We start from the raw sequence: 14,747 nt of genomic DNA on the forward strand, positions 1-14,747 counted from the left end.
TCGATCTTCGCCAGGACCGGCGACCGCCCGAACCCCCTTATTTACCAGGCTCTAAGCTTGATCTTTAACCTGTGCGCTGTTTACGAGCGGTGATGCTGAGGTCACGTTTGGCGGTTTTCCCGACGTCGTGGCGGGGCGCTGGTCGGCGGTTGGTGGATCCGGGTGGGCGTCCGGGGCCTGGTCTTGCGGGTTTCGGCGCACCGGCGGGTAGGGCGCTGTTCGCGCGTAGGTTCCGAAATCCTCGGCGGACCCGGGCGGGGGTGAGCCGGCTTGGTGTGGTGGGCCGTTCCCAGGGGCGGCGTAGGTCCGCGGCGAGGGGTCGGGCGAGGCGGAGTTGGGTGTGGGCGGTGATGATCAGCCAGGTCCAGCGGTCGGCGGCCTCGGGAGTACGTAGTTTCGGTCGGGTCCAGCCGAGGGTCTGTTTGAACAGCCGGAACATGTGCTCCAGGTCGAAGCGGCGCAGGAACGCCTGCCACCACCGGTCCACATCGGCGGCGGTGGCGCCGGTGGCGGAGCACCACAGCCACACCGGCTTGGGGTTGCGGTCGCCGGGTAGGTGCTCGACCTGCAGCCGGATCAGGGTGCCGGCGATGACGGGCAGGTCACCGTCGTGGTCGATCCAGCAGCTGCGGCGGGTCAACCGGGGGTGCAGCCGGTCCCAGCTGCAGGCGTTGGCGGTGCCGTAGCGGGTCGTGGCGGTGGTGGTGTGGTGCTGCGGCGTCGGCCACGTGTCCGGGGTGTCCAGGCGGAACTCGGGTCCGTGCTTGGGTGGGCGGCCGGTGGCGCCGGCCGCTCGGGGCGGTTTGGGTAGTCGTAGTACCCGGTCGGTGCGCAGGCGACCGAGTAGCTGCACCGGCAGATCTGCGAGGACGAACGCCAGTCGGGTGATGTCGTAGCCGGTGTCGGCGACGACAAGGATCTCAGGATCGCCGTCGCGCCAGTGCCCTGCGGCGATGAGACGGTTGACGACGTCGCGGAGCTGGTCGGCGGTCACGGCAGTGGCGTCGTCGGCGGGTCCGAGTCGGACCGCGTCCAGCACCCCGGTCCAGCTGGTGCGACCCGATTCCAGCGCGGCGACGAACGAGTACGGCCAGCCGGGAATCAGCTGGGCCTGACCCTTCGCCCGGCCGTAGACGTGGCAGAACAGCCGGTCCGCCGCGGTCGACGCGTCCGGGCGCAGCCAGTTACTGACATCGACCGCCAGGACGATCCGCCCGTCCGCGGTCCTCGGCAGCGGCAGACCGGCCAGCGTCGTGCGTAGCCGGCCGATGTCGATACGGCCGCTGTTCAACCCGTCGTACAGGGCGCCGTGACCACGTCGGTGCTCGGCCGTCAGCGTGAGATCGACCAGACTGTGCACCGGCCCGTCCGCGCACAGCACCGCGTCGGTGAGCTCGAACAACACGTCCGCCCGCCGGGTCAAGCACTGGTAGAAGTCCCGACGCAATCCCGCTAGCACCGATGCGGGGTCGGTCGTGGGCGTGTCGGGTAACCCCAGACCGCTCAGGTAGTCCAGAATCGTGGCCACGGCCACCGCCTTGATCTTCGTGTCCTGCCAGGGAACCCGAAGATCATCAAACGGTGGCCGTCTTCCGTCTCCACGACACGCCGCGTCCACACAGGATCGTCCAACCCGCCGGACACAGGAGGTTAAAGAACAAGCTAAGAGCTCCTAACTCTTTGAGGTCTGGAGTCGGCGCCAGCAGATGATGGCGCAGGCGAGGGTGAGGAAGGCTTCGTGGATGTCGTCGCGGATCTCCCAGCGGATGCGCAGGCGGCGGAACCAGTGCAGCTGGGCGATGGTCTGTTCGACGACCCATCTTCGGGCGCCGAGTCCGGAGCCGTGGCTGGTGCCGCGTCGGGCGATGACCGGGGTCATGCCCTTGGCCCGCAGCTGAGGGCGGTAGGTGTCGAAGTCGTAGCCGCGGTCGGCGTAGAGCCGCTGCGGTCGCTGTCGTGGTCGACCGGGGATGCCCTTGATGGGTGGGACCCTCGGTAGGGTTGGTGCGGCCGCGGCTGGGCCTGCCGGTGTACAACGGGCCTCTGCTGCTCGGCGAGGAGACCGACACGTTTCTGGGATGCCGCAGCCGGAGCCTGACCCGGCGGTCAGGCCGGCCGCCACCGCAGCCGATTGTCCCCGGCCGAGCGCTTGCATATCATCAGCTTCCCTGTGCTGGTGCGTCCCATCGCGCCGGCCGCCTTGCAGAATGCCCCCGGGTGCACACCGTTGCGGCTGGACGGGCGCGTGGTGTGCTTCACCGTCGACTGAGGGCTGCTGCGCGTCGGCCTCGGGGTGGGCTTCGCCGTAGTGTTCGGCGTCGACGACGGACTGGCCGAGGTCGGGGCGGAGCTGAAGGGAATGGCGGCGATGTGGCCGGCGCTCGTGCTCACCGACGGGGTGGCTTTCCGCTCGTCGTCGCCGAGGAGGTTCCCGCAGAAGTAGAGGCCCAGCAGCACCGCGAAGGTGGCCGCGATGACCTTCGCCGGGTGGCGTTTGGCTTTCGAGAGGAGGCCGGGCGGCGGGGGAGCTCGGTGCTTCACGGGCACGAGTGTGACTGGCCGCAGGAATGGACGCCCATTACCCGTTCGGCTGTTCGAGGTTACTGCCCGCTGTCAACAAACGGACAGAAGGGGCCGGCCATCAGGCTGAGGGCTTGAGCAGCGGCTTGACATCCGTGGCTGACATCAACGGTGACGGCCGTGGCCGGACATGCTCGTACGGATCTCGCCTCCGGTCCGAACCCAGTGGACGTCAGCGGACGATGCGAGTTCGGCTGGAACCGCCTTACAAGCGAAGGGTCATCCGTTGCCGAGGCGACCTATCGGTGGATCAAGGCGGCCGTGCCGCAGCGGACCCGCACGGGTGGCGGGCTCGCGGGGACTGCTTACCGTAGGCGGCATGTCACGGGTGCGCAGGGCCTTGTTACGACGCGTGGACCACGTGTGGGACATGGGGTGGTTCAACCTCGTCGGGGTGGCCATTGTCGGCTTCTTCCTCTTCCTCACCTGGATGCCGCTGAGCGATGGCATCGACAATCTGCGGGCCGAGAAGTGGGGCGTCGGTGGGACCCTGACGGTCGACCGGTGCGCCGTCGACGAGTGGGGCAGGGGTGACCCGTGGTGGTGTCACGGCACCTTCGTTTCTAGCGACGGCACGCTGCGGATCAGCGGCGTCCGGTACGAGAGTAGCTTCGACGAGGACCCCCGCACGGCGGGGGAGCGGCTCGACCTCGACGCTCGGGTGGTCGGGTCGGGATCGTCGGAGGCGTGGCCGCCGGGCAATGAGTGGCAGCCGGCGCTGATCGTCGGCATCTTCTGCCTGGTCCTGACCGGGATGGTCTTTCTGTGGTGGGTCAGCCCGGACGACTCCGCGGCGCCCGCGTCGCCCTCACCGCCGGTAGGCCGTCGCGGGCGGACGAGAAGCGTGCGGCGATGGGGGGGTGCGCGTCGCCGGCGCAGCCGGCGGTGAGGCGATCGCAGGCCGTGGCGTGCCGGCCGGCTCCGGGCCGTCGCCAGGCGTAGTACAGCAGCCAAGTCCAGCAACCCGATCACACCAGACCAGACCCCGACCATCCGAAGGGGCCGGATGACGTCGCACGGAACCCGACCGGACGAAGCCGCCGACAGTTCGGGATCAGGAGCTTAGGGGTTCCGTGCGCGGGGTGGGGCCTGACCTCGGCTGGCGCGGCTAGTGGCACCAGCAACGTTGCGGCCACAGCAGCGACGGCAAGGATGGGATTCTTCCTCGGTGGAGATTCACCTGCTACCGGAGATCGGCGTGCGGCTGCCGCTGCCGGTGTGCCAGCTTGCGTTTGGCACGGCGGAACACGACGTGGTCGCGGCGCTGACGAGCGTCGGCGACGTGCAGGAGGCGTTCGTGTGTGGTTTCCGGGCAGAGACACCGGTTTCGGCCAGGCTGCTTGCTCTCGGCGACGTCACGGTGACTGTCGGATTTTCTGGGATGCCTGACGCCCTTAACACGGTGGGCGTCGGCCGCTCGGCCGACGACCCGACCGGCGCGGTCGCCGTGGCCTTCGACGACGTCGATCTGTTCGGTTCGCCGGCGGACGATGTTGTCGAAGTGTTGCGCGACGCTGGTCACGAGGTGCACCACCCCGGCAACGGGAACGTGTGGATAGACGGCCAACTTTGGATGCTCTACCAGCCCCATAGCAGTACTACGCCCGCCGGTCGTAAGCCTCGACGGGAGCCGCCCAGCTACCTCAACTACGTCTGCCTCTATTCGTCTCGTCAGGACTAGGGCTGGGCCACTGACCACCGTCGGCTTCGCCCGGCCGACAAGGCTGCCGTCCGGCAGGTACCCTCGGCCGGTGTTCTCGCCTCAAGGCCCGTCTCTGCGTGAACTGTGCATCCAGGCGCTGTCCTCGGTCGAGCGGGGCTACGACCTCCTGGCTCCGAAGTTCGACCACACGCCCTTTCGCACCCCGGAGAGCATTCTCGGCGCAACCGCCCACGTGCTGTCCGAACTCGGGCCGTTCAGCCAGGGACTGGACGTGTGCTGCGGTACCGGTGCGGGCATGCAGCTTCTCGGGCCCCTGTGCGAAGGACGGATCACGGGCGTCGACTTCAGCGCCGGCATGCTCGCGCAGGCGCGCAGCGCGCACCCGGACGCCACGTGGGTGCGGGCCGACGCCCGGGCCCTGCCTTTCGCTGAGAACTTCGACCTCGCGGTCACCTTCAAAGCGCTCGGGCACTTCCTGCCCACCGAACGGCCTGCACTCTTCGAGGGGGTGTACCGCGCGCTGCGGCCCGGCGGGCTCTTCACCTTCGCGATCGGCGCGCCGCCGCCCCTCACCTCGGTCTCGCACTGGGCCACGCTCGGATTCGACCTGGCCATGCGGGTCCGTAATGCCGTGTGGCGCCCCCCGTTCGTCATGTACTACCGCACCAGCCCGCTGCCCGCAGTCCGCGACGACCTGGCGGCGGCTGGCTTCACCGCGACGGCCGTCGCCTTGACCGTCCTGGGCCGGCACCGGGACGGCAGCCCACGGTGCCAGCTCATCCTCGCGCGTAAGCCGGCAGACCCTCGCTGAGGCCCGCTGGTCGCATCGAGCGGCTCGCCCGCCGTAGGCGACGGGCCAGCACGCCGAGCAGGGCCCACCGCGGCACAGACACCATTGCATCCGTCGACGCGATCGGGTGAGGCGTCGGGGAACACCACGGCCAGGAGCACGACCGCCATCAGTCCGATCTGGACTCCCAGCGGGTTGTCGGGGACCGCTTACGCGGAGAGCGCTGCGTGCTGTAGCGGGAATGTGGTCCTCGTCAGTCACCGGTGGCGACGACGCCGGATTCTCGATCATGAGGAGATGCCGCTGGACCGGTCGGACCGTATGCAGCAGCCTGAGGAACAGGCGCTCGGCATCCGGCCAGTGCAGGTCACCGATGGGCAGCACCTGAGCCTTGGTGTCGATCGGTGGTGCGGGAAACGGCCCGGTAGGAGCAGCCCACAAGAGCGCTTCGGTGCGGTCTGCGCCGTCCGTCTCGTCCACGTAGGCCACCATCGTCTTTCCTTCGCCGAAACTCACCGGTGCTCCGGCTGCCGGGCCGAGTAGGAGACGCCAATCTTCGCATCTGGTCCGACGCAATCGTGCCTTCGCCCCAGCGTTCGGCCGCGTGGGGATCTTCGTAGCTCAGCGGATAGAGCGTCTGACTATGGATCAGGTGCAGGGGGTTCAAGTCCCTTCTCCGCGCCGACGATCGTCACGAGCTCTTTACGAGCAGGTCCACGTCGAGGGGGTTGTCCCGGTCGTAGGAGGCGTCCCCGCCGGCGCGTAGTTGCAGCAGCCGGTGCACGGTGGCCGCGGGGTGGCCGGTGAGCTCGGACAGGCGTTTGGCGGCGCGGCCGGTCGGGGCGACGAGGGTGACCTTGGCCTTCTTGGCGGCGGCGAGTTCGACGATCGAGCGGACGGTGAAGCTCTTGCCGCAGCCCGGCCCGCCCGTCAGCACCGCCACCTTCGATGTCAGAGCCAGGCGGACGGCCTGTTCCTGCTCCGGGGCCCAGGTCGGCGCCGGTTCGCGCCGTCAACCAGGCCAGGGCCTTGCCCCAGTCGACGCCGGCGAAGTGGGGTAGCCGGTCGGCCCGGTCGTTGAGCAGCCGCAGCAGGGAGCCGGCGAGGGACTGCTCGGCGCGGTGGAACGGCACCAGGTACACCGCCTGCACCGGCTCCCCGTCCGGGCCGGGCAGCGTCTCGCGGACGACGCCCTCGTCGGCGGCGAGGTCGTCGAGGCAGCGAGTGACGAGGTCCCCGGGCACGTCGAGGATCTTCGTGGCGTCAGCGACGAGCTGCGCGGCAGGCAGGTAGCAGTGGCCGCTGTCGGTGGCCTCGGACAGGGTGTACTGCAGGCCGGCCATGACCCGCTGCGGGCTGTCGTGGGGAATCCCGACGGCCTGGGCGATCGTGTCGGCGGTCTTGAACCCGATGCCCCACACGTCCGCCGCCAGCCGGTACGGCTCCTTCGTGACCACGTCGACGGAGGCGTCGCCGTACTGCTTGAAGATCCGCACCGCCAGGGACGTCGACACCCCGACGCCTTGCAGGAAGACCATCACCTCCTTGATGGCCTTCTGCTCCTCCCACGCCGCGGTGATCTTCGCGGTGCGCTTCGGCCCCAGCCCCGGCACCTCGACCAGCCGGGCGGGCTCCTCCTCGATCACCCATAAGGTGTCCAGGCCGAAATGGGCCACGATCCGCTCGGCGAACACCGGACCGATGCCCTTGACCAGGCCCGAGCCGAGGTAGCGCTGGATGCCCTGGATCGTGGCCGGCAGGACCGTGGTGTAGGAGTCGACCTCGAACTGCCTGCCGTACTGCGGATGCGACGACCACCGCCCCGACAACCGCAGGCTCTCCCCAGGCTGCGCCCCCAACAACGACCCCACCACGGTCAACAGGTCCGCGCTGCGGTCGGTAGCCACCCGGGCGACGGTGCAGCCCGTCTCCTCGTTGACATACGTCAGCCGCTCCAGCACCGCGTCCAGCGTGGCAAGCGGCACACGGGCGGCGGCGGTCACGGCAACCATCGTGCCGGCTGCCCGATCCGCCCCGGCCGGCGGCACCGCCTGCGGCGGTCAGTCCGCTCGCCATACGCGGCGGAAGAGGTACCGCAACAGGTCCAGGATGTGGCGCTTCTCCTCCGCAGGCACAGAATCGTTCGCCACCCGCCGGCGGGTCGCCCTCCTGTCGGCCTCGACCTGACCCGCGCCGCGACCGGGCGCCTGGCTTCCGGAAGGTTCCCGGGCAAGCGACCTTGCGGCGGTGTGGTTCACGGTAGACCGCGACCACTTGGTGATCAACTCTCACATCAGCGATGCCTGCGATCACCGCTGGCACTGGCCTTGGCCGCACGCGACCAGGCCGCGGCGGTCGCCGGACGTTTGGTCATGCCATCCGGACGCCGCGACTTCACGGCCGGACTCCGTCGCAAGCGCATGGGCGGCGGCCTGCTCCGACGGCGGCGACCGTCAGGAGGTGACCGGCGTCGTCGTACCTGTGGGGCTTGCCGATGGCGACGCCGGATCGGTGGACGCGGAGCCGCTGGGCGCCGGGCTGCTCGGCCCCGGAGTGCCGCCCGACGGGGTCGGACCAGGTGTGGACGGGGCCGGGGTGGGGCTTCCGGACGGGCTGGGAGTGGCGGTGGTCGGCGGCAACGAGGGGGCGCCGGTCGATCCGGGCGTCGGACGCACCGTCGGCTTCGTGGTCGGTGGCCTGGTGGCCGGGCTCGTGGCCGTCGGCTTCGGGGCGCCGGTCGCCGAGGGCGGAGTCGCCGGGTCGGCGGTCGGCTGGCGCAGCGACTCGGTCTGGGCCACCGGAACGTTCGGTGGGGCGACGTCGGTGGGAGACGGACCGGAGACGACGTCCGCACTGGGCGTCGCCGGGAGATCCGGCGTGGGGGTGGCCGGTGCCGGCCGGAGGTCCGGCGCGCCGGCGGCCCGCGCCTGCACGGTGCCGCCGGAGTCAGCGTCGGCGTCTCCGATCAGCGCGAAGCCGAGACCCGCTCCGCCGACCAGCAGGGCGGCGAGGGCTCCGGTCGCGACGGGCAGCGCGGCCGAACGGGGTGGGCGGGGACGCCGGTGGGCGGGCAACGAACGCTCCTGACCTGCTGGGACGACTGAGCTGGCGCGACGACGCCGACCCCCGACCCTGCCGCCCGCCATGCGCGACCGCCAATGGCCGGAAGGCGGAGGTGACCGGGATCACCACCAATCAGGCATGCGGCGGCCGAAGCAGCCACCAGACCGACATGTCGGACGAGCGCGCCGATGCGGCGGAGATCAATGCCCTGTTGCCCGGCTCGCCGAGCCGGAAGTGCTGACCGGCATGGAGAAGCGCCGGCGGGTCGGCGACGTGGACCTGGCCACCGACCCGCCGGCCTGGCTGACCGGCCCGGCCGGAAGCCATCGAGTTCGACTTCGACCCCAAGGAGCTATAGGGGCAGGACCAGTTCGATGTCCTGTGGTCATTCCTGCGTCTCGTCGGCCGTCACCTGAGGAAGTCGGCTCGCCTCACGCCCGAAAACCTGCCGGACGTCCCCCTGGTCAGCTAGGCGCCGGCAGTAGATCGGTTCAGTCAGCGCAGGGACTGAGCCATAGAAGTTGCTCACGGGCGACCACGGCCGGCGGTGACTCGCTACACGGCCGGCTGCCGGCCCACCAGTTCGCCACCCCAATGGCCTGTGGCTTCGTGTTCCAGTCCTACAACTCCATGGGCTCGCTCACGGTGTGGCCAACGTCCTGCTGCCGCATCGGCTGGCGGGCGTACGGCCGGACGGGCCCGGGCCCGGGCCCGGGCCCGTGAGGTCATCGCGCGGGTCGGCCTCGCCGGGCGAAAGAACGACCGGCCGGGCCAGCTCTCGCGGTCGACGCCAGCGGGTCGCGCTGGCGCGGGTCCTCGCGGCCGCTCGGAAGTGATCTTCGCGGACGAACCCACCGGCCCGCTCGGCCTGTCCAGCGGGCGCGAGGTGCTCGACCTGCCTGCGCGGTCGCAACCACTACCGTCGACTGTGTCGCGCATCACATGGACGTCATGTCACGGGCAGTCGGGCAGCTTGCATCTCGTGGTCGTCAGCAACGTTGGAGGAAGGCGAAACGATGAGCGCACAGCATGAAGCCGGTGTGGCGGCCCCACACCGCGTGGTGATCCTGGGGGCGGGTTACGCGGGCATGTCCGCGGCGATCCAGCTCGCGGCTCGGGTCAAGGGGCGCAAAGATGTGCAGGTGACCCTGGTGAATGCGCAGGAGCGGTTCACCGAGCGGCTGCGGCTGCACATGACGGCCACCGGGCAGCAGGTCGCCGAGCTGAGCGTCCCGCAGCTGCTGGAGGGTACGGGTGCGCGGTTCGTGCGCGGCTGGGTGACGGCGGTGGACGCGGACGCGAAGATCGTGCGGATCGACGACGACCGGGTCCTGCACTACGACACGCTGGTGTATGGGTTGGGCAGCCTGGCCGACACGGCGGCGGTGCCGGGTGTCGAGGACTACGCGTACACCCTGAACAGCGCCCAGGACGCCAAGTTCCTGGCCGATCGGCTGGCGCGGCGGGATGGCGGCACGGTGGTGGTCGGTGGCAGCGGGTTGACCGGTATCGAGTCGGCCGCGGAGATCGCCGAGCGGCACCCCGAGCTGAACGTCGTGTTGCTCGGCCGGGGTGAACCCGGTGCGGCCATGAACCCGAAAGCCAAGGCGTACCTTCAGTCCGCGCTGGAGCGCTTGGGCGTCCAGGCGCGCAGCGGGGTCGAGGTGGTGAAGGTACTGCCCGATGCGGTCGAGCTGGCGGGCGGGGAGAGCATCGCCGCCGACGTGTTCTTGTGGACGAGCGGTACGCGGGTGTCGCCGCTGGCGGCCGCCGCCGGATTCGCTGTCGACGAGCGCGGCCGCATCGTCACCGACGCCGCGCTGCGGTCGGTGTCGCACCCGCAGGTGTACGCCGTGGGCGACGCGGCCGCGATCCGCCAGGGCTACGGTGTCATGCACGGCACCTGCCAGAGTGGTATGCCGACCGGTGTGCACGCCGCGGTGTCGATCGTACGTGCGTTGAAGGGCAAGCAGCCCAAGCCGTTCCGCTTCGGCTACTACCACACGGCCGTGAGCCTCGGCCGGCACGACGCGGTGGTGCAATTCACCCACCCGGACGACAGTCCTCGGCGGATGTGTCTGACCGGCCGCCTGGCGGTCCGGTACAAGGAGACGGTGACTGCTTCGCCCTGGCCGACGTACGGCCGCATGAAGAAGATGCCCGCCTCGGGCGCGTTCTGGCCCCGCGGCGGTCGCTTCACCAGGGTCCGGGAGGCGCGGTGACCCACCCGCCTCCCGACCTCGACCAGCAGGTGTTCAACCAGCATCGCAATCTGCTGTTCTCGGTGGCGTACCGCATCCTCGGCACCGCGGCCGATGCCGAGGATGCAGTCCAGGACGCCTGGATCAAGTGGTCGGCCTCCGACCGGGCGCAGGTGGCCGACCCCAAGGCGTACCTGGCGCGGATCGTGTCAAATCTGGCGCTGGAACGCCTGCGCTCGACCCGGCACAAGCGTGAGACGTATGTGGGGCCGTGGCTTCCGGAGCCCATTCTTACCAGCGGCGACGCCGCCGAGGCGGTCATAGACGCTGAGTCGGTGTCGATGGCGATGCTGATGGTGCTGGAGACGCTGAGCCCGCTGGAGCGTGCGGTGTTCGTGCTGAAGGAGGTGTTCGGCTTCAGCCATGCCGAAATCGCGGAGGCGGTAGAGCGTTCAGAAGCCGCGGTGCGGCAGGCCGCACATCGTGCCCGTGAGCATGTGCGGGCCCGGCGGCCGCGCTTCACCGCGGACCGGTCGCGGCACCGCGAGGTCACCGAGCGGTTCTTCGCCGCTGCGACCGGTGGCGACATCAACGCCCTGATGGGGTTGCTCTCTCCGGACGTCACGCTCTGGACGGACGGCGGCGGCAAGGTCCGCCAGGCCATGCGTCCGGTCGTGGGTGCGCCCACCGTGGCCGCCTGGTTCGCAGCCATCGGCACCGTCACCTACCAGGGCGTCGAGCCCGCCGACATGAACGCCGAACTCGTCGAGATCAACGGCGGGCTCGGGATGGTGTTCAGCGCAGTAGGCCGCGTGATCGCCACGGTCACCTTCGATTTCGACACCGACGGCCGTATCACCGCCATCCACAACGTGGCCAACCCCGAAAAACTCCGGGCCATCGCCGATGGCACCGCACACGACGTCCGTACGCAATGAGCCCTGTGCGACCGGGCGCCGGCGCTCCGGCCACCACCGACGCGGCAGTCCGCCATGGGTTTGGGCCACCATAACCGGGCGGCCACACGCCGCCATGGGTGGCAATCATCGTTGGCAGCACCCGCCCGGGCCGCAAGGGCGACTACAGTCGCCCGGGTCCTCGACATCGCCGTTCGACGTGATGACGCGACCTTCGAAGTCGTGGAAATAGCCGACCATGCACTGTCCCACCTCGACGAACCCATCCCGATCCAGCAAGGCCAATACCCCCACATCCACACCTCGCGGGGCGAACCTTCCCGAGATCACCGGGATCCTCTGGGAACTCGTCACCGACCAACCGGCCGGCGAAGTCCTGCTTTAGACGAAGAGGATTGCAGCCATGAGCACCCAGCAAGCAACCCGCATCATCGATGAGACGTCCGCTCGAGTACGCGACATCCTCCTCGACGCGGCCCGGCTTCCCGCCTGGAACTCGGCGTTCCTGTCAATCGAGGATCCGGGCGGGACCGCAGCGGACCGAGAGTTCGCCATCGTCGTCCGCCCCGGCCTCTGCGGCACCTGGCGCTACACGATGATCGAGGACGAGCGCATCGGCACTGCCTGGAACGTGCCCGGGTTCGCCGATACCGGTAGCTGGCAGCTCCGGCCCCACAGCACAGGTCGAACTCCTCGATGATCTCCCGGGGTGCCGTTGGCCGGGGCGACCCGGTCGACGCCGAGCACCCGGGCCCCGAGAGCCCGGGCTACGTGGGCGACTGCGCCGCCCACCCGCCGGAGACACCGAAGACCACGACGGTCTCGCCCTGGCTCAGCTGCGCGGTCTCGACGGCGCCCAGCCAGCCGATCACGAACTTGACCCCGAACGCCGAGGCCTCTTCGAAGCTGAGCTGCGCCGGCTTGCGCGAGGGCGGTGACCGGGATGTGGATGTACTGGGCGTGGGAGCCGTCCAGGGTGAAGCCCACATCGCCGCCGGTGCCCCACACCTCCACGCCGAGCCACTCCGGCGGACCGTCGACGATGACGCCGGCGAAGTCACGGCCGGGCCGTCGAGAAGTTGCTGTCTGGGGGTAAGCGATGAACCGCGAAGACCGCCGAGAAGGCGGCACGGGAGCCCGTCGACTGGCTGGCCGAGGGCGAGGTCGAAACCACCCCGCGACCGGTCCGCATGAACTACTCCCTGCGGATGCGCAAGGGCGACGAAGCAGCACCTTCGGCTCGACGGCGTTCTGGCGCCGGTTGAAGGAGCTCAGCGCCGAGCGGGGACACGCCGAGCACCCGACGATGCTGGTTGGCCGCGCGGAGGTGGACGACCAGTACGCCCTGCGCTGCACGCCCTGCGATCAGACGGTTGTCGAGCTCAGCGTCGACCGCACTGCCTGACTGACGACGAAAGCCCCCGGCGGGATCGCGTCCCGGAGCCGCGCACCGGCACCTACCCGACCGACCCGCGCAACACCATCTGACGCACGTCGCCTCCCTGCCGGATGAGCCCGGCGGTCCCGACCACGGTTGGGCCCGCCGGGCTCACTCCGCTTCGGCCAGGCCGAACAGCGGCAGGCACGCCTGGAGGCCGCCGACGGTGACTGCCGGCCGCTCGGTCCGGGCCGTCCCTGGGCCGTGTGGCCGGCGGCAGTAACGACCTGGGGATCAATAGTGGTGTGTTGATGTGACCCGGCGTGTCGGCCTGATCGAGATGATGGCGGGCCGCACGGTCTGCTGATTTGTGACGATCAAGAAGGCCCGTGCGGCGTTTTGGTGGCGACTGGACAACTTAGGCCGGGCGGCCTACTATCGGGCCATGCGGCCTGACGATAGTCCGAGCGAACGGAATCCGACCGAACGGAAACGGAACCCGATCATCGAGGAGGCCCGGCGGCGGCAGATCATCGACGCCGCGATCGAGACGGTGGCCACGGTCGGCTACGCGCAGGCATCGCTGGCGCGCATCGCGCAGTGCGCCAAGACCAGCAAGAGCGTGGTGTCCTACCACTTCGCCGGCAAGGACGACCTGCTGGAACAGGTGGTCACCCAGGTTTACAACGATTCCTGGGCGTTCATCGAACCTCGGCTGGCCGGCCACGCCAGCGCGGCAGGCAAGCTGGGCGCCTACATCGAGTCGAACATCGAGTACATGCACGCGCGCCGTTCGCACCTGCTCGCCGTCGGAGATATCGTCAGCAGTCACCGTACGGCCGACGGCCGGCTGCGATTCGAGCTCGGCGCCGACGAGTCGGTGCTATCGCTGCTGATCGGGATCCTGCGCCACGGGCAGCGCGACGGCGAGTTCCGCGATTTCGATCCGCGCCTGGTCGCCGTCACCGTCAGCCAGGCGATCATCGGTGTGCTCGGCGCCTGGGTGGCGGATCCCAGGATTGACCTGACCGCGTACGCGGCCGAGCTGGTCACCCTGTTCGACCAAGCCACCCGACGTTAGGAGTGCGAAATGGGCCTGACTCACAGGGGCGTCAACTACGACACCGGCACCAACTATGGGGCCGGCGGCGCACTGTCGCGCGAAGCGTGGCGACCGGAACTGGTCCGGTCGGAGATCCAAGCCATCCGGGAAGGGTTGCACTGTAACGCCATAGGCATCTTCGGTACCGACATCGACCGGCTCGTGCACGCGGCGACGGTTGCCCTGGAACACGGGCTGTACGTGTGGCTGCAACCCCGCCTGGTCGACGCGCATCCACAGCAGATGCTGAACCACCTCGCCGACGCGGCCCGTGCCGCCGAACACCTCAGACGGCAGTACTCCACGGTCAACCTCAACGTCGGCTGCGAGCTGACCATATTTTCCGCGGGCGTCATCCCCGGCGCCACCTACCAACAGCGCGGAGCCCGACTGTCTTCACCTCGAAGCTGGCCGCTGCTGCCCTGGTACAACCGCAAGCTGAATTCGGTGCTGGGGCAAGCCGCCACGGTCGCCAGATCCCACTTTCACGGCCAGATCACCTACGGCGCCGGGCTGTGGGAGCGGGTCGACTGGCGTCCGTTTGACATCGTGGGGCTGGACTACTACCGCGTTCGATACAACAACCGACGGTACGCGGCAAACCTGCGCAGGTATCTACGGCACGGCAAGCCAGTTGTCGTCGTCGAGTTCGGCTGCGCAAGCTTTGACGGGGCGGTCGACAGAGGTCCCGCCGCGCACGAGATCATCGATTGGAGCGGCTCCGTACCGCAGATCACCGGCCCCTACGCCCGCAACGAACAGGTCCAAGCCGAGCAGCTCGCGGAGCTGATCGGCATCTACGAGGCAGAGGGCGTCGACGGCGCGTTCGTGTTCGAATTCATCGAACCGAGCCACCCCCATTCCGACAATCCCTACCACGACTTGGACATGGCCGGCTACGGCATCATGAAGGTGCTCCCCGATCAGGGACCGGGGTCATACCGCTGGGAGCCGAAGGCCGCCTTCCACACCGTTGCCCGGCTCTATGAAGCCCTCGACCGGACAGTAGGAACGGACGGGACTGCCCCGGGTTCGGTTGACTCGCGGGGTTGA

At 69.3% G+C, this 14,747-nt stretch carries 12 protein-coding genes and 2 pseudogenes; 10 read left to right on the forward strand and 4 right to left on the reverse strand.

Features of this window, described 5'->3' with window-relative positions; all coding sequences use genetic code 11:
• Positions 1-64 precede the first annotated feature (64 nt).
• From ACTWO6_RS14110 to ACTWO6_RS14120, 3 genes and pseudogenes are all read right to left on the reverse strand, one after another.
• Positions 65-1,519 carry an NF041680 family putative transposase gene (locus ACTWO6_RS14110; protein WP_446220658.1) on the reverse strand — a complete coding sequence of 485 codons (1,455 nt, stop codon included), beginning with the start codon at positions 1,517-1,519 and terminating at the stop codon, positions 65-67.
• Positions 1,520-1,672: 153 nt separating this feature from the next.
• Positions 1,673-1,990: pseudogene (locus ACTWO6_RS14115) on the reverse strand (transposase); the annotation flags it as partial.
• Positions 1,991-2,106: 116 nt separating this feature from the next.
• Positions 2,107-2,541 carry a hypothetical protein gene (locus tag ACTWO6_RS14120; protein ID WP_446220071.1) on the reverse strand — a complete coding sequence of 145 codons (435 nt, stop codon included), beginning with the start codon at positions 2,539-2,541 and terminating at the stop codon, positions 2,107-2,109.
• 358 nt (positions 2,542-2,899) lie between these two features.
• On the opposite strand from ACTWO6_RS14120, the gene ACTWO6_RS14125 reads away from it, so the two are divergent.
• The 3 genes from ACTWO6_RS14125 (at position 2,900) to ACTWO6_RS14135 (ending at position 5,054) form a co-directional block, all read left to right on the forward strand.
• Positions 2,900-3,469 carry a hypothetical protein gene (locus ACTWO6_RS14125; protein WP_446220072.1) on the forward strand — a complete coding sequence of 190 codons (570 nt, stop codon included), beginning with the start codon at positions 2,900-2,902 and terminating at the stop codon, positions 3,467-3,469.
• Between the two features lie 279 nt (positions 3,470-3,748).
• Positions 3,749-4,261 carry a hypothetical protein gene (locus tag ACTWO6_RS14130; protein WP_446220073.1) on the forward strand — a complete coding sequence of 171 codons (513 nt, stop codon included), beginning with the start codon at positions 3,749-3,751 and terminating at the stop codon, positions 4,259-4,261.
• 70 nt (positions 4,262-4,331) lie between these two features.
• Positions 4,332-5,054 carry a class I SAM-dependent methyltransferase gene (locus ACTWO6_RS14135; protein ID WP_446220074.1) on the forward strand — a complete coding sequence of 241 codons (723 nt, stop codon included), beginning with the start codon at positions 4,332-4,334 and terminating at the stop codon, positions 5,052-5,054.
• Positions 5,055-5,736: 682 nt separating this feature from the next.
• Here ACTWO6_RS14135 and ACTWO6_RS14140 read toward each other — a convergent pair.
• Positions 5,737-7,045 (reverse strand): annotated as a pseudogene (locus ACTWO6_RS14140) (helix-hairpin-helix domain-containing protein); the annotation flags it as partial.
• Between the two features lie 448 nt (positions 7,046-7,493).
• Between ACTWO6_RS14140 and ACTWO6_RS14145 the strand changes: the two are divergent.
• The 7 genes from ACTWO6_RS14145 (at position 7,494) to ACTWO6_RS14175 (ending at position 14,747) form a co-directional block, all read left to right on the forward strand.
• Positions 7,494-8,120: a hypothetical protein gene (locus tag ACTWO6_RS14145; RefSeq protein ID WP_446220075.1), complete on the forward strand. Its 627-nt coding sequence runs from the start codon at positions 7,494-7,496 to the stop codon at positions 8,118-8,120.
• A gap of 88 nt (positions 8,121-8,208) precedes the next feature.
• Positions 8,209-8,337, forward strand: a complete 129-nt coding sequence (locus tag ACTWO6_RS14150) for a hypothetical protein (RefSeq protein ID WP_322443946.1) — start codon at positions 8,209-8,211, stop codon at positions 8,335-8,337.
• A gap of 775 nt (positions 8,338-9,112) precedes the next feature.
• On the forward strand, positions 9,113-10,318 hold the full coding sequence (locus ACTWO6_RS14155; protein WP_446220076.1) for an NAD(P)/FAD-dependent oxidoreductase: 1,206 nt from the start codon (positions 9,113-9,115) through the stop codon (positions 10,316-10,318).
• Positions 10,315-11,235 (forward strand): RNA polymerase sigma-70 factor, encoded by a 921-nt coding sequence (locus ACTWO6_RS14160; protein ID WP_446220077.1) that lies wholly within the window; start codon positions 10,315-10,317, stop codon positions 11,233-11,235. Before ACTWO6_RS14155 ends, ACTWO6_RS14160 begins: the two co-directional genes overlap by 4 nt.
• 382 nt (positions 11,236-11,617) lie before the next feature.
• Positions 11,618-11,914 (forward strand): hypothetical protein, encoded by a 297-nt coding sequence (locus tag ACTWO6_RS14165; RefSeq protein ID WP_446220078.1) that lies wholly within the window; start codon positions 11,618-11,620, stop codon positions 11,912-11,914.
• 1,048 nt (positions 11,915-12,962) lie between these two features.
• Positions 12,963-13,673 (forward strand): TetR/AcrR family transcriptional regulator, encoded by a 711-nt coding sequence (locus ACTWO6_RS14170; protein ID WP_446220079.1) that lies wholly within the window; start codon positions 12,963-12,965, stop codon positions 13,671-13,673.
• A gap of 9 nt (positions 13,674-13,682) precedes the next feature.
• On the forward strand, positions 13,683-14,747 hold the full coding sequence (locus ACTWO6_RS14175; RefSeq protein WP_446220080.1) for an abortive infection protein: 1,065 nt from the start codon (positions 13,683-13,685) through the stop codon (positions 14,745-14,747).

The organism is Micromonospora sp. IBHARD004 (genome assembly GCF_052814115.1).